The sequence below is a fragment of the Lentzea sp. NPDC051208 genome (assembly GCF_040682435.1).
Lineage (GTDB): Bacteria > Actinomycetota > Actinomycetes > Mycobacteriales > Pseudonocardiaceae > Lentzea > Lentzea kristufekii.
This window is the reverse complement of sequence record NZ_JBFBAW010000007.1, coordinates 230999-248160: the sequence shown is the minus strand read 5'-3', so window position 1 is coordinate 248160 and position 17162 is coordinate 230999. Positions and strand designations below refer to the sequence as shown.

The 17162-nt window shown below is 69.9% G+C and carries 13 protein-coding genes; 9 read left to right on the top strand and 4 right to left on the bottom strand.

Annotation, left to right across the window (positions count from 1 at the left end; genetic code table 11):
• Positions 1-10 precede the first annotated feature (10 nt).
• Complete coding sequence (locus AB0M48_RS19050; protein WP_363843386.1) at positions 11-355, top strand: hypothetical protein; 345 nt, start codon at positions 11-13, stop codon at positions 353-355.
• Here AB0M48_RS19050 and AB0M48_RS19045 read toward each other — a convergent pair.
• From AB0M48_RS19045 to AB0M48_RS19035, 3 genes are read right to left on the bottom strand one after another with little or no spacing between them, the layout of a single operon-like run.
• The gene (locus AB0M48_RS19045; protein WP_363843383.1) at positions 348-1949 is read right to left on the bottom strand and encodes a phospho-sugar mutase; all 1602 of its coding nucleotides are present in this window, start codon (positions 1947-1949) and stop codon (positions 348-350) included. The two genes, AB0M48_RS19050 and AB0M48_RS19045, sit on opposite strands and share 8 nt — an antisense overlap.
• Positions 1946-2737: a purine-nucleoside phosphorylase gene (locus tag AB0M48_RS19040; RefSeq protein ID WP_363843380.1), complete on the bottom strand. Its 792-nt coding sequence runs from the start codon at positions 2735-2737 to the stop codon at positions 1946-1948. The genes AB0M48_RS19045 and AB0M48_RS19040 overlap by 4 nt, the downstream gene beginning before the upstream one ends.
• A 9-nt stretch (positions 2738-2746) precedes the next feature.
• Complete coding sequence (locus AB0M48_RS19035; protein WP_363843377.1) at positions 2747-4384, bottom strand: serine/threonine-protein kinase; 1638 nt, start codon at positions 4382-4384, stop codon at positions 2747-2749.
• Between the two features lie 90 nt (positions 4385-4474).
• On the opposite strand from AB0M48_RS19035, the gene AB0M48_RS19030 reads away from it, so the two are divergent.
• The 6 genes from AB0M48_RS19030 to AB0M48_RS19005 all read left to right on the top strand — a co-directional run bounded on the left by AB0M48_RS19030 (position 4475) and on the right by AB0M48_RS19005 (position 12632).
• A complete protein-coding gene (locus AB0M48_RS19030; RefSeq protein WP_363843373.1) occupies positions 4475-6514 on the top strand; it encodes a methylmalonyl-CoA mutase family protein in 2040 nt (679 codons plus the stop codon).
• On the top strand, positions 6511-8646 hold the full coding sequence (scpA, locus tag AB0M48_RS19025; protein ID WP_363843370.1) for a methylmalonyl-CoA mutase: 2136 nt from the start codon (positions 6511-6513) through the stop codon (positions 8644-8646). The genes AB0M48_RS19030 and scpA overlap by 4 nt, the downstream gene beginning before the upstream one ends.
• The gene (meaB, locus tag AB0M48_RS19020) at positions 8639-9631 is read left to right on the top strand and encodes a methylmalonyl Co-A mutase-associated GTPase MeaB (protein WP_363843367.1); all 993 of its coding nucleotides are present in this window, start codon (positions 8639-8641) and stop codon (positions 9629-9631) included. Before scpA ends, meaB begins: the two co-directional genes overlap by 8 nt.
• A 56-nt stretch (positions 9632-9687) precedes the next feature.
• Entirely contained in the window at positions 9688-9981 is a 294-nt protein-coding gene (locus AB0M48_RS19015) for a hypothetical protein (RefSeq protein ID WP_363843364.1), read from the top strand.
• A 204-nt stretch (positions 9982-10185) separates the two neighbouring features.
• Positions 10186-11358 carry a M20 family metallopeptidase gene (locus AB0M48_RS19010; protein WP_363843362.1) on the top strand — a complete coding sequence of 391 codons (1173 nt, stop codon included), beginning with the start codon at positions 10186-10188 and terminating at the stop codon, positions 11356-11358.
• Positions 11355-12632, top strand: a complete 1278-nt coding sequence (locus AB0M48_RS19005; RefSeq protein WP_363843360.1) for a M20 family metallopeptidase — start codon at positions 11355-11357, stop codon at positions 12630-12632. Before AB0M48_RS19010 ends, AB0M48_RS19005 begins: the two co-directional genes overlap by 4 nt.
• 75 nt (positions 12633-12707) lie before the next feature.
• Here AB0M48_RS19005 and AB0M48_RS19000 read toward each other — a convergent pair whose 3' ends face one another.
• A complete protein-coding gene (locus AB0M48_RS19000; protein WP_363843979.1) occupies positions 12708-14417 on the bottom strand; it encodes a glycerol-3-phosphate dehydrogenase/oxidase in 1710 nt (569 codons plus the stop codon).
• Between the two features lie 283 nt (positions 14418-14700).
• On the opposite strand from AB0M48_RS19000, the gene AB0M48_RS18995 reads away from it, so the two are divergent.
• Positions 14701-15444 carry an MIP/aquaporin family protein gene (locus AB0M48_RS18995; RefSeq protein WP_363843357.1) on the top strand — a complete coding sequence of 248 codons (744 nt, stop codon included), beginning with the start codon at positions 14701-14703 and terminating at the stop codon, positions 15442-15444.
• Between the two features lie 13 nt (positions 15445-15457).
• Positions 15458-16966: a glycerol kinase GlpK gene (gene glpK, locus AB0M48_RS18990; protein WP_363843354.1), complete on the top strand. Its 1509-nt coding sequence runs from the start codon at positions 15458-15460 to the stop codon at positions 16964-16966.
• Positions 16967-17162 lie beyond the last annotated feature (196 nt).

The window sequence follows — 17162 nt, the reverse complement described above, 5'->3', positions numbered from 1 at the left end:
AGGAGGGACCATGAAGACCACCGCCCTAATGCACACCAGTCCTCGTCAGCGCCGCATCACCTGGGGTTTCGGCCTTGCCGTCAGCATCGGGATGATCGGGATCGGGCCTCTGTTCGCGTCGGTGTGGCCGGGGTTCGACCACAGCCCGTGGGACATCAACACGATGTTGTTCGGACTTGGCGTGGGGCTCTGCACGATCGCGTACATCTTCGGCCGGATCGCCGTCGCGGCGGTCACCGAGGGACGCCGCAACGCGGTGGCCCCGCCGACCAAGAGGGCGTACCTAGTGGTCGGCGGGAGTTTCGCCCTGGCCGCGATCGCGCTGACGATCGCGCTCATGACATCCGCTAGCTGACGAGCCCGGTCACCCGTTCCCGCAGTTCGGTGAGCCGGGCCTGGCCTGACGCACGGGCGGACTCCAGTCCGTCCGTGACCGGCTGGACGACTTCCAGGTACGCCTTGAGCTTCGGCTCGGTGCCGGACGGGCGCACGATCACGCGCACGCCGTCCGCCGTCCAGCGCAGCACGTCCGCGCCGGGCAGCAGGTCCTCGGACGCGAAGTCCGCCGGCGGGTCGGCGCGCAGCCGCGCCATCGTCGCGCCGATCAGGCTCAGATCGGTGTACCGCAGGGAGACCTGGTCGGTCAGGTGCAGCCCGTGGTCCACCGCGAGCTGGTCCAGTGCGTCCAGCAACGTGCGGCCGGACGCCTTCAGCCCGGCGGCCAGGTCGGCGGCGACGACCGCCGCTGAGATGCCGTCCTTGTCGGCGACGTGCTCCGGGTCGACGCAGTTGCCGAGCGCCTCCTCGTAGGCGAACACCAGGCCCTCGCCCGCGCGCGCCAGCCACTTGAAGCCCGTCAGCGTCTCCGCGTACCGGGCACCGTGCGCGGCCGCGATCGACTTCAGCAGCGACGACGACACGATCGTCGTCGCCACCAACGGATCCGCGGACTCGGTCGTCGACAACACGAGCGAGCCGAGCAGCACGCCCGTCTCGTCGCCGCGCAGCATCCGCCACGTCTCGCCGTCCTTGACGCCCAGCGCGCACCGGTCCGCGTCCGGGTCCAGTGCGATGGCGAGGTCCGCGTCGACCGACGCCGCAAGGGCGAGCAGCTCGTCGGACGCGCCGGGCTCCTCGGGGTTCGGGAACACGACGGTCGGGAAGTCGGGGTCCGGCACCGCCTGCGACCGCACCACGTGCACGTCGGTGAAACCCGCGCGCCGCAACGCTTCCACGGCGAACGCGCCACCCACGCCGTGCATCGGCGTCAGGGCGATCTTCAGCGAACGGGAGTTCCCGCGCGGCAACGACGCGACCCGCTCCAGGTACGCGTCGACCTCGGCGTCCGGCACCGTGGTGTACGTGACGTCGCGCGGCACGGAGACCGCGGCCGGGACCGCCTCGATCGCCTTCTCGATCTCGCCGTCCGAGGGCGGCACGATCTGCGAACCACCGGCCAGGTAGAGCTTGTACCCGTTGTCCGCGGGCGGGTTGTGCGACGCGGTGATCTGGATCCCCGCCACCGCACCATGTGCGCGCACCAGGTACGCCAGCACCGGCGTGGGCAACGGCCCCGGCAGCACCCGCACGTCGAAACCGGCCGCCGCCATCACCTCGGCGGCGGCGGTGGCGAACTCCTCCGAGCCGTGCCGCGCGTCGCGCCCGACGAACACCAGACCGGGGGCGCCGAGCCACGACGCCAGCCCGGCCGTCGTGCGGACGACCGTGGCCACGTTCATGCCGTTCGTGCCCGCCCGCACCGGCCCGCGCAGTCCGGCGGTGCCGAACGTCAGCGGACCGGCCATGCGGTCCTGGAGATCTTCCAGCGCAGCGGCGTCGCCGCCCATCGCCCGCGCCAGCACGCCCTGCAACTCGGCGCGGGTCGCGTCGGACGGGTCGTCGGCGATCCACCGGAACGTCGCGTCACGCAGGGCCGGCGTCAGGCTCATGCCCTGTCCACCAGCTCGCGCAGCAGCGTGCCCATGCGCTGAGCGGCGGCGGCACCGGCCTCCAGCACCTCCTGGTGGTTCAGCGGCTCACCGGTGATGCCCGCCGCGAGGTTCGTGACCAGCGACAGGCCGAACACCTCGACGCCCTCGGCACGCGCGGCGATCGCCTCGTGCACGGTCGACATGCCGACCAGGTCCGCACCCATCGTGCGGAGCATCCGGATCTCGGCGGGCGTCTCGAAGTGGGGGCCGGGCAGCCCCGCGTACACGCCCTCCTCCAGCGACGGGTCGATCTCCTGCGCGACCTTGCGCAGCCGCGGCGAGTACAGGTCAGTGAGGTCGACGAACCGCGCGCCGACCAGCGGCGACACCGCAGTCAGGTTCAGGTGGTCGGAGATCAGCACGGGCTGGCCGACGGCCATGCCCTGCCGCAGGCCACCAGCCGCGTTGGTCAGCACGACCGTGGACACGCCCGCGGCGGCGACGGCGCGCACGGCGTGCACGACCTTCTGGACGCCCTTGCCCTCGTAGCCGTGGGTGCGGCCGAGTACGACGAGGACCTTCTTGTCACCGACCTCGACGGAACGGATGGTGCCGCCGTGGCCGAGCGCGGTCGGCGCCTCGAAGCCCGTCAGCTCGCCCACTCCGATCTCGGTGACCGGCTCGCCGATCACGTCGGCGGCAGGGCGCCAGCCCGAGCCGAGCACGATGGCGATGTCGTGCTTCGTGTTGCCGGTGCGGCTCTGGATCTCTTCCGCGGCCTTGCCGGCCAGCTCTTCTGGAGTCACCGCGAGAGCTTAAACCGGGGCGAACGTCGAGGCGATCGCGTCGAACAGCCGCACGCGCGCCTCGTCCTCCTGCTCGGTCGGCACCACGACCTCGATCACCCACAGGTCCGTGCCGTACGGCAGCACGCGCGAGAAGTGCGTCCTCCGCAGCGCGTTGGGTTCGTCACCCTCGACCGTCCGGTAGATGAACTGGACGCTGGGCTCGCTGTGCGGCCCCGCCAGGTCCGGCGTCGGCACCATCTCGCCACCGAAGAACCTGCCGGGCCAGCGCCCCTGCACCCCGGCGACGTACGTCTTGATGTCGCGCTTCGGGTAGTACTCGGGGAACCGCTGCACCGTCGCCTCGTACGCGCCGCTGCCGGACACGAAGTGCACCATCGCCGAGGCCGGCAGCCGCTGGTCGCCGGACCGCTGCTCGGCGTAGGTCGTCCAGCTCTGCTCGACGTGCAACGTGAACTTGCCGCCCTGGTCGCCGTTGGCCAGCACGGCCGACGCGGTGCGGGGTTGCAGCGTCGCCGACGTGGGCAGCGTCGGCAGGGTGGGCAGCGTCTGCTCGGTCGGCGGCAGCAGCGGGGCACCCGCGGCGAGCCTGGTCAGCACGAAGCCGCCGCCGGAACCCGCCACGAACAGCAGCACGGCCACCACCAGCACCAACGCCGAGGTCAGCCGTCCACGTCGCCGCGGGGGACCGAGCGGCTTCGTGACGAGGAACGGCAACGGGCCGGGGTCGTCGGCGAGCGGCGCGTCCGGTTCGATCCTGGGCTTGGGCCGCACGACGATCGGCGGCTGCACCGCCGCGCGGACCTCGAACGCGTCCGTGCCGGGCTCCGGCAGCAGCGGGTAGACCTGCTTGCGCACGTCGACGAGCGACAGGCGTTCGGTCGGCTCCTTGCGCATCAACCCGCTGATCACCGGCGCGAGCCGACCGGCACCGGCCGGGACCGGCACGTCGCCGTTGATCACCGCGTTGATCGTCTGCATGACGTTCTTGCCCACGTACGGCGGCTCACCGGCCATCGCGGCCCACATCGTGGCGCCCAGCGACCACCTGTCCGCGGCCGCCGACACGTCACCGCCCTGCGCCACCTCGGGCGCGATGTAGGCGGGCGTGCCGAGCGTGATCCCGCGCGCGGTCATGGTGGCCTCGGCGACGTTGCGCGCGATGCCGAAGTCGGTGAGCTTGACCCGCCCGTCGTCGGCGATCAGCACGTTGCCGGGCTTCACGTCCCGATGCGTGATGCCGGCTCGGTGCGCGGACTCCAGCGCCGCCGCGATCGCGTCCAGCACGGCCGCGCCCTGCTTCTCGGTGAGGCAGCCCTGCTCCTGCAGCACCTCGCCGAGGCTGCGCGAGGGCACCAGCTCCATCACCACGTACGGGTCGCCGTCGTGCTGGACGACGTCGTAGAGCGTCACGAGGTTCGGGTGGGACAGCGCGGCGACGGCACGTGCCTCGCGCATGGTCCGTTCGCGCAGCTGCGCGGCCTCGACATCGGGCATGCCCGGGGTGTGCAGGATGCCCTTCACGGCGACCTGCCTGCCCAGCACCTCGTCGCGGGCGGCCCACACCGTGCCCATGGAGCCTTGGCCGAGCACGTGCAGCAACTGATACCGCTCCGCGATCAGGCGCTTCAGGTCTGCCTTTTCCACGTCTCGATTGTTCCTGACACACTGACTGCATCGTTAACGGCGGTGAACCTCACATAGCCGTGCACGTACCGGTCGGTAACACTGCAACGCATGATGGAGTTGGCCTTGCCCGCCGAATTCCGCCCGAACGAGTTCCCCGCCGCTTCGCGGGAGCAATGGCGTGAGCTGGTCGACGCCGTCCTCTCCAAGACCGGTGCGAGCTTCGACTCGCTGGTCACGAAGACCTACGACGGCATCGAACTCCAGCCGCTCTACACCCTCGACGACGCCCTGGAGCCGTACGCGCTCGCCCCGGTGAAGAAGGGCTGGGACGTGCGTCAGCGCCACGCCGTCCCCGACCCGGTCGCGCTGATGAACGACCTGGAGGGCGGCGTCACCTCGCTGTGGCTCGCCGTGCCGGCCTCGTCGCTGGAGCGCCTGCTGGACGGCGTCTACCTCGACCTCGCGCCGATCGTGCTCGACGGTTCCGTCGAGGCCGCGCGCGCGATGCTGCGGATCTACGACCAGGCGCCGGTGCTGGCCGCCGACGTGCGCGGCAACCTGGCTCTGACACCTTCAGGTGAAGCTCTCGACGTCATCAAGCAGGCCCGCGCGCAGTTCCCCGGCCTGCGGACCGTCGTGGTGAACGCGCTGCCGTTCCACGACGCCGGCGGCTCCGACTCCGAGGAGTTGGGCGCCTCTCTCGCGCTGGCGGTCTCGTACCTGCGGGCCCTGACCGACGCAGGGTTCTCGGACGCGGAGGCCTTCGCGCAGCTGGAGTTCCGGTACGCCGCGACGGCCGACCAGTTCATGACGATCGCCAAGCTGCGAGCCGCGCGCCGGCTGTGGGCACGGGTCGCCGAGGTGTCCGGTGTCGAGACCGTGCAGGTCCAGCACGCGGTGACGTCGTCGGCGATGATGACCCGCCGCGACCCGTGGGTGAACATGCTGCGCACGACCATCGCCACGCTGGCCGCCGGTCTCGGCGGAGCCGACTCGGTGACCGTGCAGCCGTTCGACGCGGCCATCGGCCTGCCGGACGAGTTCGCCCGGCGCGTCGCGCGCAACACGCAGAACCTGTTGCTGGAGGAGTCGCACCTCGGCGAGGTGATCGACCCGGCCGCAGGATCCTGGTACGTCGAGAAGCTGACGGACGCTCTCGCCGTCGAGGCCTGGGCCTGGTTCCAGGAGATCGAACGGGCCGGCGGGATCGACTCGGCCGGATCGCTGGTCGCCTCGCGGATCGCCGCCACCTGGGCTGCCCGGTCGGCCCGGCTCGCGGATCGCAGCGACCCGATCACGGGGGTGAGCGAGTTCCCGAACCTGGCCGAGAAGCCGGTCGTCCGCGACCCCCTCCCCGCAGCCGAGGCCGTCCCCGCAGCCGACGCCGCCACCGCAGCCGTCCCCGTAGCCGACGCCGCCACCGCAGCCGTCCCCGTAGCCGACGCCGCCACCGCAGCCGTCCCCGTAGCCGACGCCGCCACCGCAGCCGTCCCCGCAGCCGACGCCGCCACCGGAGTCGCGGCCGTCCCGGCGGCCGAGGCCGCCACCGGAGTCGCGGCCTCCCCGCAGATCGCCGCCGCGGGCACCGATCGCGCAGCCGGAACCGACCGCACCTCCGGAATCGATTCCGACTCGCAGGCCCCCTGGGGGGACACGCCCCCCATCCCAATCTTCTCAACCAGGTCCGACAATTTCGGGCTGCCGCGGGTCCGTTATGCACAGGCCTTCGAGGAGCTGCGCGACCTGGCCGACGCCCAGCCCGAACGCCCGCAGGTCTTCCTGGCCACCCTCGGCCCGGTCGCCGCCCACACCGCCAGGGCCACATTCGCCGCGAACCTCTTCAACGCCGGCGGTTTCGCCACCCCGAACGCGGGCCCGACCAGGACCCCCGAGGACGTGGCGCAGAAGTTCAAGGAGTCCGGCGCCAAGGTCGCCGTCCTGTGCGGCAGCGAGGCGAGCTACGCCGAGCAGGCCGTCGCCACCGTCGAGGCGCTGCGGCAGGCCGGTGCCGAGCGGGTGCTCCTGGCGGGCAAGAAGACCGACGCGGCCGTGGACGGCTTCGTCTTCACGGGCTGTCCCGCGCTCGAAATCCTGAACGACACTTACGCATTCCTTGCCGTAAAGGAAAACAAGGGAGTGGAGCGATGATCCCCAACTTCGCGGACGTCGACCTCGGTCCTCTCCCGCAGGCGAAGTACGAGACGGACCTGCCGTCGTGGGAGACGCCCGAGGGCATTGCGGTCAAGCCGGTCTACGGTCCGTCCGATGTGGAGGGTCTCGACTTCCTGCGGACCTACCCCGGCATCGCGCCGTTCCTGCGCGGCCCGTACCCGACGATGTACGTCAACCAGCCGTGGACCGTGCGCCAGTACGCGGGTTTCTCGACGGCCGAGGAGTCGAACGCCTTCTACCGCCGCAACCTCGCTGCGGGGCAGAAGGGACTGAGCGTCGCCTTCGACCTCGCCACCCACCGCGGCTACGACTCGGACCACCCGCGCGTCGCCGGTGACGTCGGCATGGCCGGTGTCGCGATCGACTCGATCTACGACATGCGCACGCTGTTCGACGGCATCCCGCTGGACAAGATGTCCGTGTCGATGACGATGAACGGCGCGGTGCTGCCGATCCTCGCGCTGTTCGTGGTGGCCGCGGAGGAGCAGGGGGTGAAGCCGGAGCAGCTCATGGGGACGATCCAGAACGACATCCTCAAGGAGTTCATGGTCCGCAACACCTACATCTACCCGCCCGCGGCGTCGATGCGGATCATCTCCGACATCTTCAGCTACACCTCCCAGCACATGCCGAAGTACAACTCCATCTCGATCTCCGGCTACCACATGCAGGAGGCCGGGGCGACGGCCGACCTGGAGCTGGCGTACACGCTCGCGGACGGCGTCGAGTACATCCGCGCCGGCCGGGCAGCGGGACTGGACGTCGACAAGTTCGCGCCGCGCCTGAGCTTCTTCTGGGCGATCGGCATGAACTACTTCATGGAGATCGCCAAGATGCGGGCCGCGCGCCTGCTGTGGGCCAAGCTGGTCAACGACTTCGAGCCGAAGAGCCAGAAGTCGCTCAGCCTGCGCACGCACTGCCAGACCTCCGGCTGGTCGCTGACCGCGCAGGACGTGTTCAACAACGTCGCGCGCACGTGCGTCGAGGCGATGGCGGCGACGCAGGGGCACACGCAGTCGTTGCACACCAACGCACTCGACGAAGCCTTGGCGCTCCCCACCGACTTCTCCGCGCGCATCGCCCGCAACACCCAGCTCCTCCTGCAGCAGGAATCCGGCACGACGCGCGTGATCGACCCGTGGGGCGGCAGCGCATACGTCGAACGCCTCACCGCGGAGCTCGCCGCGAAGGCCTGGGAGCACATCACCGAGGTCGAGAAGGCGGGCGGCATGGCCCGCGCGATCGACGAGGGCATCCCGAAGCTGCGCATCGAAGAGGCCGCCGCCCGCACGCAGGCGCGCATCGACTCCGGACGCCAGCCCGTCATCGGCGTCAACAAGTACCTGGTGGACACCGACGAGAAGATCGAGGTCCTCAAGGTCGACAACGCCGGCGTCCGCGTCCAGCAGCTGGAGAAGCTCCGCAGGCTCAGGGAGGAACGCGACCGGTCCGCAGTGGACGGTGCGCTGGAGGCCCTGACCAAGGCGGCGAGCGGCGAGGGCAACCTGCTGGAGCTGGCGATCGACGCCGCCCGCGCCAAGGCCACCGTCGGTGAGATCTCCGAGGCGCTGGGCAAGGTCTGGGGCCGGCACAGCGCGCAGATCCGCACCATTTCCGGCGTGTACCGGCAGGAGGTCGGCTCAGTGTCCAACGTGGACGCCTGCCGCGAGGTCGTCGAGGCGTTCGCGGAGGAAGAAGGCCGCCGCCCGCGCATCCTGGTCGCGAAGATGGGCCAGGACGGGCACGACCGCGGCCAGAAGGTCATCGCCACGGCGTTCGCCGACCTCGGCTTCGACGTCGACGTCGGCCCGCTGTTCCAGACGCCGGACGAGGTCGCCCGCCAGGCCGTCGAGGCCGACGTGCACATCGTCGGCGTGTCCTCGCTCGCCGCCGGCCACCTCACGCTGGTGCCCGCGCTCAAGGAAGAGCTCGCCGGCCTGGGACGCGAGGACATCATGATCGTCGTCGGCGGCGTCATCCCGCCGCAGGACTTCGACGAGCTGTACGCGGCGGGTGCGTCGGCGATCTTCCCGCCCGGCACCGTGATCGCGGACGCGGCCAAGGACCTGCTGGTGAAGCTCGCCGATCAGCTCGGGCACCATGGCTAGGACGGTCGACGTCGCCGAGTACACCAAGGGCGTCCTCGACGGCAACCGCGGTGTGCTCGCGAAAGCGATCACGCTGGTCGAGTCGACGCGCGCCGAGCACCGGGCCAAGGCCCAGGAGCTGCTGGTCGAGCTGTTGCCGAAGTCGGGCGACGCGATCCGGGTCGGCATCACGGGCGTGCCCGGCGTGGGCAAGTCGACGTTCATCGACGCCCTCGGCACCATGCTGACCGAGCAGGGGCACCGGGTCGCGGTGCTCGCCGTCGACCCGTCCTCGACGCGCACCGGCGGCAGCATCCTGGGCGACAAGACGCGGATGCAGCGGCTGTCGGTGAACGAGAGGGCGTTCATCCGGCCCTCTCCGACGTCGGGAACGCTCGGCGGCGTCGCGCAGGCCACCCGCGAGACGATCGTGCTGGTCGAGGCCGCGGGCTTCGACGTGGTGCTGGTCGAGACGGTCGGCGTCGGACAGTCCGAGGTGGCCGTCGCCAACATGACGGACTGCTCGCTGTTCCTGACCCTCGCGCGCACCGGTGACCAGCTCCAGGGCATCAAGAAGGGCATCCTGGAGCTCGCGGACGTCATCGCGGTCAACAAGGCCGACGGTGAGCACGAGCTGGACGCCCGCAAGGCCGCGCGCGAACTGGCCGGGGCGCTGAAGCTCCTGCGCCCGCCGGACGCGCTGTGGCACCCGCCGGTGCTCACGTGCTCGGGTCTCACCGGAACCGGTCTCGACGAGTTGTGGTCCCGAGTGCTGGAACACCGCAGGACCCTGACCGATGCCGGGGAACTGGCCGAACGCCGTCGGCGCCAGCAGGTCGAGTGGACCTGGATGATGGTCCGCGACGAACTGTGGCGGCAGGTGCGGGAGAGCGCCGCGGTGCGTTCTCTCACTCCCTCTCTCGAAGAGAAGGTCCGGTTGGGAGAGCTGACCGCCACCCTTGCGGCCGAGCAGATTTTGGAGGCGTTCCAATCGGACTCACGGTGAGCGCTTAACTAGTTTGGGTGACCTTCGAACGTGGTATTCGAGGTAGAGTTCAGGCCATGTCGAGGTTGCTGCTGGCCTGCGTGTTCTCGCTGATGAGCGTTCTCGGGATCGCCGGAGTGGCGTCCGCGCAAGAGGCGGCGAACGCGCCTGTGCCGGCTGTGCAGCAGACGACGGTGAATCCGGCTCCCGACGTGAACGCGCCGCAGGAGCCGTCGCCTGAAGCTCGTGAGGAGACCAAGCGCAAGCTGTGGATCGGCGGCATCGCCGTTCTGCTGTTCGTGCTGGTCTACTACCGCAACAAGAAGCGGTGGGCGAAGTGGCGCAAGGAGCGGGCTGCCAAGAAGGGCTAGCCGGGGGCCGTTCGACGTGAGACGGGTCGTCCCACGTGGTGGGACGTAATAGTCAAAGTAAAGCGTGCCTCTCGACCACTTGCGTCATCGTTGATCGGTCAGACCGAAACTCGCTCGCCGCTTGGCGCAGCGCTGCGACCGGCCGTCCGGTTGATCATCATCAGCGCACCGCGTCCGACAAGTGGTGATGCAGGATGGTGGCAAATGGGTACCGACTTGAAGATCAGCACACGCTCGGCCATCGAGCGGTACTCGGACGCGCTGCTGGACCTGTCGCACTCGATCCACGCCGAGCCCGAGCTGGCCTTCGAGGAGCACCGCAGCGTCGAGAAGATCACCTCTTTGCTGGTCAAGGAGGGTTTCGAGGTCGATCACGGTGTGGCGGACCTCGACACCGCGTTCGTCGCCACGTTCGGCGACGGCGAGCTCGTCCTGGGACTTTGTGCCGAATACGACGCTCTGCCCGAAGTCGGGCACGCGTGCGGGCACAACGTCATCGCGGCCGCATCCGTCGGCACGGCACTCGCGCTGCGTGACATCGCCGACCAGCTGGGTGTCACCGTGAAGGTGATCGGGACCCCGGCGGAAGAGGTCGGCGGCGGCAAGGTGCTGATGCTGGAACGGGGCGTGTTCGACGACGTCTCGCTCTCGATGATGGTGCACCCGGCACCGTACGAGTCGTGCGCCGCCAAATCGCTCGCGATCACCGACCTCGAGGTGCACTACAAGGGCAAGCCGTCACACGCGGCCGCCGCCCCGCACCTGGGCGTCAACGCCGCGGACGCGGTGACGATCGCGCAGATGTCGATCAGTCTGCTGCGGCAGCACTTCGAGCCCGGCCAGATGGTGAGCGGCATCGTCACCAACGGCGGTACCGTGCCGAACGTAATACCCGCCCGCGCATCGGCGATGTTCGACGTGAGGGCGGAGAACCTGGAATCGCTGCAGCGACTGGAGAACCGGATCCGGGACTGCTTCTCAGCCGGTGCGCTCGCGACCGGCTGCACCCATGAGGTCGTGCAGGTCTCACCGATCTACGCCGAGTTGACTCCCGATCCGTGGCTCGCGGACGCCTACCGGCGTGCGGCCACCGAGCTGGGCAGACGACCGCTCTCGCCAGAACAGGAACAGCGGGAGAAGATCGGGAGCACCGACATGGGCAACGTCACCAGAGTGTTGCCCGCCATCCACCCGACCATCGCCATCGACTGCGGAGACGCGGTGAACCACCAACTAGAGTTCGCGACCGCCTGTGCCTCGGCGTCGGCCGACCGTGCGCTCCTCGACGGAGCACTTGCCATGGCCTGGACGACGATCGCGACAGCCACCGATTCCCGGCAGCGCGCACGGCTGCTGGCCCGCGGAGGTGCGGCATGACGGTTCTGGACTCCCGGCCCACGGGTTCCTCAACTGTGAAGACGTCCCCTGAGATGCTCGTCGACCCCACCGGGGTGAGCATGTCTGGTGTGGATGATCTCGGAGAAGGCCGCGGCCCAGCGTGGCTCGACGACTGGCTGAAGGCGCACGCCGCCGACGTAGTCGCCTGGCGACGCCACATCCACGCCCACCCCGAGCTCTCCCGGCGCGAGTACAACACCACCGAACTCGTGGCGAAGCTGCTGCGCGAGGTCGGCCTCAAGCCGCGCATCCTCCCCGGCGGCACGGGCCTGATCTGCGACATCGGCCACGGCCCCCGCTGCGTGGCTCTCCGCGCGGACATGGACGCCCTGCCGCTGCACGAGAACACCGGCCTGCCGTTCGGATCCACTGTGGACGGTGTGTCGCACGCGTGCGGTCACGACGCCCACACGACGGTCCTGCTCGGCACGGCGATGGCCCTCGCCTCGGCGACGGAGCTGCCGGGCCGCATCCGCCTGGTGTTCCAGCCCGCGGAGGAGGTCATGCCGGGTGGCGCGCTCGACGTGCTCGCCGCGGGTGGGCTCGACGGCGTGGAGCGGATCTTCGGCCTGCACTGCGACCCGCGTCTGCAGGTCGGCCGCATCGGTACGCGCATCGGCGCCATCACGTCGGCCTCCGACCTGTTGGAAGTGCGCCTCTCCTCGCCGGGCGGCCACACCTCGCGCCCGCACCTCACCGCGGACCTGGTGCACGCCCTCGGCACGCTCATCACCGGTCTGCCGACGATGCTGTCGCGCCGCGTCGACCCCCGCTCCGGCACCGTCCTGGTGTGGGGCGCGGTGCACGCGGGCGAGGCGCCGAACGCCGTCCCGCAGGACGGCCTGGTGCGCGGCACGCTGCGCACCGGCGACCGGGACATCTGGGCCGAACTGGAGCCACTGGTCAAGGACCTCGTGACGGGTCTGCTGGCCCCGACCGGCGTCGGCTTCGACCTGCACCACCGCCGCGGCGTGCCGCCGGTGGTCAACGACCGCGAGTCGACCCAGATCCTGCGCGCCGGCATCGAGGCCGCACTGGGTGACGACGCGCTCGCGGGCACCGAGCAGTCGTCCGGTGGCGAGGACTTCGGCTGGTACCTGGAACACGTGCCTGGTTCGTTCGCACGCCTCGGCGTGTGGAACGGTCAGGAGAAGCAGCGCGACCTGCACCAGCCGACGTTCGACCTCGACGAGCGCGCGCTCCTCGTCGGGGTTCGCGTCATGGTGCACACCGCGTTGGCTGCTCTCGCCTAGAGCGGAACCCTCTCGGTTTGAGCTGTGTTGTGGCGCGTGCGGATCTGATCCGCACGCGCCACAGTGCTGTCCGGGTCAGCTCACGGGTTCCGTCAACTGCGGACGTGCCTCCGGTGCGGCGGCCCTGACCGCGTCCGCCGCCTGGTCGTCCTTCTTGGTCTGGGACGTGCGTTCGGCCTCGACGCGGGCGTTGTAGACCTCGACCTCGCGCTTGATCGCGTCCTCGTCCCACCCGAGGATCGGCGCGACCAGCCTGGCCACCGCCTCCGACGAGTCGACGCCGCGGTGGGCGTACTCGATGGAGATGCGGGTGCGCCGGGTGAGGACGTCCTCCAGGTGCATCGCGCCCTCGTGCGAGACCGCGTACACCGCCTCGACCTGCAGGTAGTCGGGGGAGGCCGGGATCGGCTTCAGCAGTTCCGGGTTGTCCACCGCCAGCGAGAGCACCTCGTGCACCAGCGAGCCGTAGCGGTCCAGCAGGTGCCGGACGCGGTACGGGTGCAGACCGTGCTTGGTCGCCAGCTGGTCGGCCTGGTTGACCAGCGCGTGGTAGCCGTCGGCGCCGACCAGCGGCACCTTGTCGGTGATGGACGGCTGAATCCGGCCCGGCATGTCCACCTGTGCCGCGTCGACGGCGTCGGCGCCCATCACCCGGTACGTCGTGTACTTGCCGCCCGCGATCGCGACGAGACCCGGCGAGACCCGCGCCACCGCGTGCTCGCGGGAGAGCTTCGACGTCGAGTCGGACTCGCCCGCCAGCAACGGCCGCAGGCCCGCGTAGACGCCCTCGATGTCGTCGTGCGTCAGCGGCGTCGCGAGCACCGAGTTGACGTGTTCGAGGATGTAGTCGATGTCGTGCTTGGTGGCCGCGGGGTGCGCCAGGTCGAGGTTCCAGTCCGTGTCCGTGGTGCCGACGATCCAGTGGTTGCGCCACGGGATGACGAACAGCACGGACTTCTCGGTGCGCAGGATCATCCCGGCCTCGGCGACGATCCGGTCGCGCGGAACGACGATGTGCACGCCCTTCGACGCCCGCACCCGGAACCGGCCGCGCGAGCCCGAGAGCCGCTGCAGCTCGTCCGTCCACACGCCGGTCGCGTTGATCACCGCGTGCGCCCGCACGTCGACCTCACGCCCGTCCTCGACGTCGCGCACCCGCACGCCGGACACGCGGTCCGCCTCGCGCAGGAACCCGACGACCTGGGTCGACGTGCGCACCACGGCGCCGTAGTGGGCGGCGGTGCGGCCGACCATCATCGTGTGCCGGGCGTCGTCCGCCTGGGCGTCGTAGTAGCGGATGCCACCGATCAACGCGTCGCGCTTCAACGCCGGGACGAGCCGCTGCGCACCCGCCCGGGTGAGGTGCTTCTGCCCCGGCACGGACCGGGCGCCGCCCATCGTGTCGTAGAGGAACAGGCCAGCCGCCGTGTACGGGCGTTCCCAGACGCGGTTGCTCAGCGGGTAGAGGAACGCGACGGGCTTCACCAGGTGCGGGGCGATGCGCGTCAGCATCAGCTCGCGCTCGCGCAGTGCCTCGCGCACCAGGCCGAACTCGAGCTGCTCCAGGTAGCGCAGGCCACCGTGGAACAGCTTGGAGGACCGGCTCGACGTGCCGGACGCCAGGTCACGGGCCTCGACGAGCGCGACCCGCAGGCCTCGGGTGGCCGCGTCGAGCGCCGCGCCGACGCCGACGACACCGCCGCCGATCACGACGACGTCGAACGTCTCGGCCCCCAGCCGCTGCCAGGCTTCCTCGCGTTCGGCAGGCCCGAGCCGGCCGGTGATCGGCGGCTCGGCATGGGTTCGCGGTGGTGCAGCTGCGTTCTTGCGCGTGGCCACGACAGACGCCTCCCTGCTACGACTTCGCTTCACGCTACCTTCAGCGACCGCCTCCCGCCCACGGGCGCGCGAGCCAGAACCGAACGGCCTGGAAATGGCCTGAGACAGGTACTCGGCGTAGACAACTGATCAGCTCGGTAATAGCGTCCGAGCACGTTGCAGGCGGGCGGCGCGGCCCTGACCTCGGGTTTGCGCGTCCTGCCTGGCCGCAAACGAGTGGAGGTCGACGATGAGCGCAGGCTCGATCTTCGTCTGGGAGATGCTGGGGACCGCGGTCCTCATCCTCCTGGGCACCGGTGTCGTCGCGAACCAGGTGCTCAAGAACACGCTCGGCAACAGCACGGGCTTCCTGTTCGTCAACGTCGGCTGGGCCTTCGCGGTCTTCGCCGGCGCCAGCATCGCCAACCCCAGCGGGGCGCACCTCAACCCCGCCGTGACGCTCGGTCTCGCCATCGCGGACAAGACGCCGTGGGGCGACGTTCCCGTTTACATGCTCGGGCAGATGGTCGGCGCCATCGTCGGCGCGATGCTCTGCTGGGCCACCTACAAGCTGCAGTTCGACACGCACGACGAGCCGCAGAACACGCTCGGCATCTTCTCCACCGGCCCGACCGTGCCGAGCGCGCCGTGGAACCTCGTCTCCGAGATCATCGGCACGTTCGTGCTCGTCCTCTGGATCCTGTTGTCGCCCGGCGCGAAGGAGTCGGTCGACGGGGTCCCGCAGTTCGGCAACTCGGCGCTCGGGTATGCGGGTGTCGCGTTCGTCGTGCTGGTGATCGGTACGTCGCTCGGTGGCCCGACCGGCTACGCCATCAACCCGGCGCGCGACCTCGGTCCGCGCATCGCCTACGCGTTCATGATGCCGATCCGCAACAAGGGCAACGCCAACTGGAGCTATTCGTGGGTTCCGGTCGCCGGCCCGCTCGTGGGTGGCGCGCTGGCCGCGTTGCTCTTCCTGGTTCTCCCGGTCTGAAAGGACTTCTCGCATGACGCAGTACGTGGCCGCGATCGACCAGGGCACGACGTCGACCCGGTGCATGATCTTCGACCACGCCGGACGGGTGGTGGCGGTCGACCAGAAGGAGCACGAGCAGATCTTCCCGAAGGCCGGGTGGGTCGAGCACGACCCGAAGGAGGTCTGGCAGAACACCCGCCAGGTCGCCGCCGGCGCGCTCGCGAAGGCCGATCTGTCCACTTCGGACATCGCCGCGGTCGGCATCACCAACCAGCGCGAGACCGCGCTGGTGTGGGACAGGAACACCGGCGAACCCGTCTACAACGCCATCGTGTGGCAGGACACCCGCACCGACAAGATCGTCACCGAGCTGGGCAACCTCGGCGGTGGCCAGGAGCGCTACCGCCAGAAGGTCGGCCTGCCCCTGGCCACCTACTTCTCCGGACCCAAGGTCCGCTGGATCCTCGACAACGTCGAGGGCGCGCGGGACCGGGCCGAGGCCGGTGACCTGCTGTTCGGCAACATGGACACGTGGGTGCTCTGGAACATGACGGGCGGCACCAACGGAGGCGTGCACGTCACCGACCCGACGAACGCCTCGCGCACCATGCTGATGGACCTCGACACGTTGCGGTGGGACGAGTCCATCGCTGCCGACATGGACATCCCGATGTCGATGCTGCCGGAGATCCGGTCGTCGTCCGAGGTCTACGGCCAGGTGCGCGAACGCGGTGCGCTGGCCGGCGTGCCGATCGCGGGCATCCTCGGCGACCAGCAGGCGGCGACGTTCGGCCAGGCCTGCCTCTCGCCCGGTGAAGCCAAGAACACCTACGGCACCGGCAACTTCATGCTGCTCAACACCGGCACCGAGAAGGTGATGAGCGAGAACGGGTTGCTCACCACCGTCTGCTACAAGATCGGCGAGGCCGCTCCCGTCTACGCCCTGGAGGGCTCGATCGCGGTCACCGGTTCGCTGGTGCAGTGGCTGCGGGACAACCTCGGCATGATCGGCTCGGCGGCCGAGATCGAGGAGCACGCCCGTTCGGTGGAGGACAACGGCGGCGCGTACTTCGTGCCCGCGTTCTCCGGCCTGTTCGCGCCGTACTGGCGTTCCGACGCCCGTGGCGCGATCGTCGGCCTGACCCGGTTCGTCAACAAGGGCCACCTCGCACGGGCCGTGCTGGAGGCGACGGCCTTCCAGACCCGTGAGGTGCTCGACGCGATGAACGCCGACTCGGGTGTCGACCTGACCGCGCTGAAGGTCGACGGCGGCATGGTCGTGAACGAGCTGCTGATGCAGTTCCAGGCGGACATCCTCGGCGTTCCGGTCATCCGGCCGGTCGTCGCCGAGACCACCGCGCTGGGTGCCGCCTACGCGGCCGGTCTCGCGGTCGGGTTCTGGAAGAGCGAGGACGAGATCCGCGAGAACTGGGCCCAGGACAAGCAGTGGGAGCCGCAGATGGACGAGTCCCGCCGCGCGTCCGAGTACGCGAACTGGAAGAAGGCCGTGACGAAGACCTTCGACTGGGTTCAGGACTGAACTTCTGGTTGCTGTGCTTGTTGGCCGCGCCTCCGGCGCGGCGGCGAGTTCGCCGGGAAGCTGGTCGTCCGTCCGCCGCTTCGCCCCGATTGGGCTCCGCCGAATCGAGACGAAGAGGCGAACGGACGACCAGCGCGAACTCGCGAAACTCGCGAGTTCGCGAAACCTCGCGGGGTCGCAAGACCTCGCGAGCCTG

What these genes read in the sequence shown, in the direction of transcription:
- AB0M48_RS19050 (WP_363843386.1), top strand. Translation starts at nt 11, where the DNA reads ATGAAGACCACCGCCCTAATGCACACCAGTCCTCGTCAGCGCCGCATC.
- AB0M48_RS19045 (WP_363843383.1), bottom strand. Translation starts at nt 1,949, where the DNA reads ATGAGCCTGACGCCGGCCCTGCGTGACGCGACGTTCCGGTGGATCGCC.
- AB0M48_RS19030 (WP_363843373.1), top strand. Translation starts at nt 4,475, where the DNA reads ATGATGGAGTTGGCCTTGCCCGCCGAATTCCGCCCGAACGAGTTCCCC.
- scpA (WP_363843370.1), top strand. Translation starts at nt 6,511, where the DNA reads ATGATCCCCAACTTCGCGGACGTCGACCTCGGTCCTCTCCCGCAGGCG.
- meaB (WP_363843367.1), top strand. Translation starts at nt 8,639, where the DNA reads ATGGCTAGGACGGTCGACGTCGCCGAGTACACCAAGGGCGTCCTCGAC.
- AB0M48_RS19015 (WP_363843364.1), top strand. Translation starts at nt 9,688, where the DNA reads ATGTCGAGGTTGCTGCTGGCCTGCGTGTTCTCGCTGATGAGCGTTCTC.
- AB0M48_RS19010 (WP_363843362.1), top strand. Translation starts at nt 10,186, where the DNA reads ATGGGTACCGACTTGAAGATCAGCACACGCTCGGCCATCGAGCGGTAC.
- AB0M48_RS19005 (WP_363843360.1), top strand. Translation starts at nt 11,355, where the DNA reads ATGACGGTTCTGGACTCCCGGCCCACGGGTTCCTCAACTGTGAAGACG.
- AB0M48_RS18995 (WP_363843357.1), top strand. Translation starts at nt 14,701, where the DNA reads ATGAGCGCAGGCTCGATCTTCGTCTGGGAGATGCTGGGGACCGCGGTC.
- glpK (WP_363843354.1), top strand. Translation starts at nt 15,458, where the DNA reads ATGACGCAGTACGTGGCCGCGATCGACCAGGGCACGACGTCGACCCGG.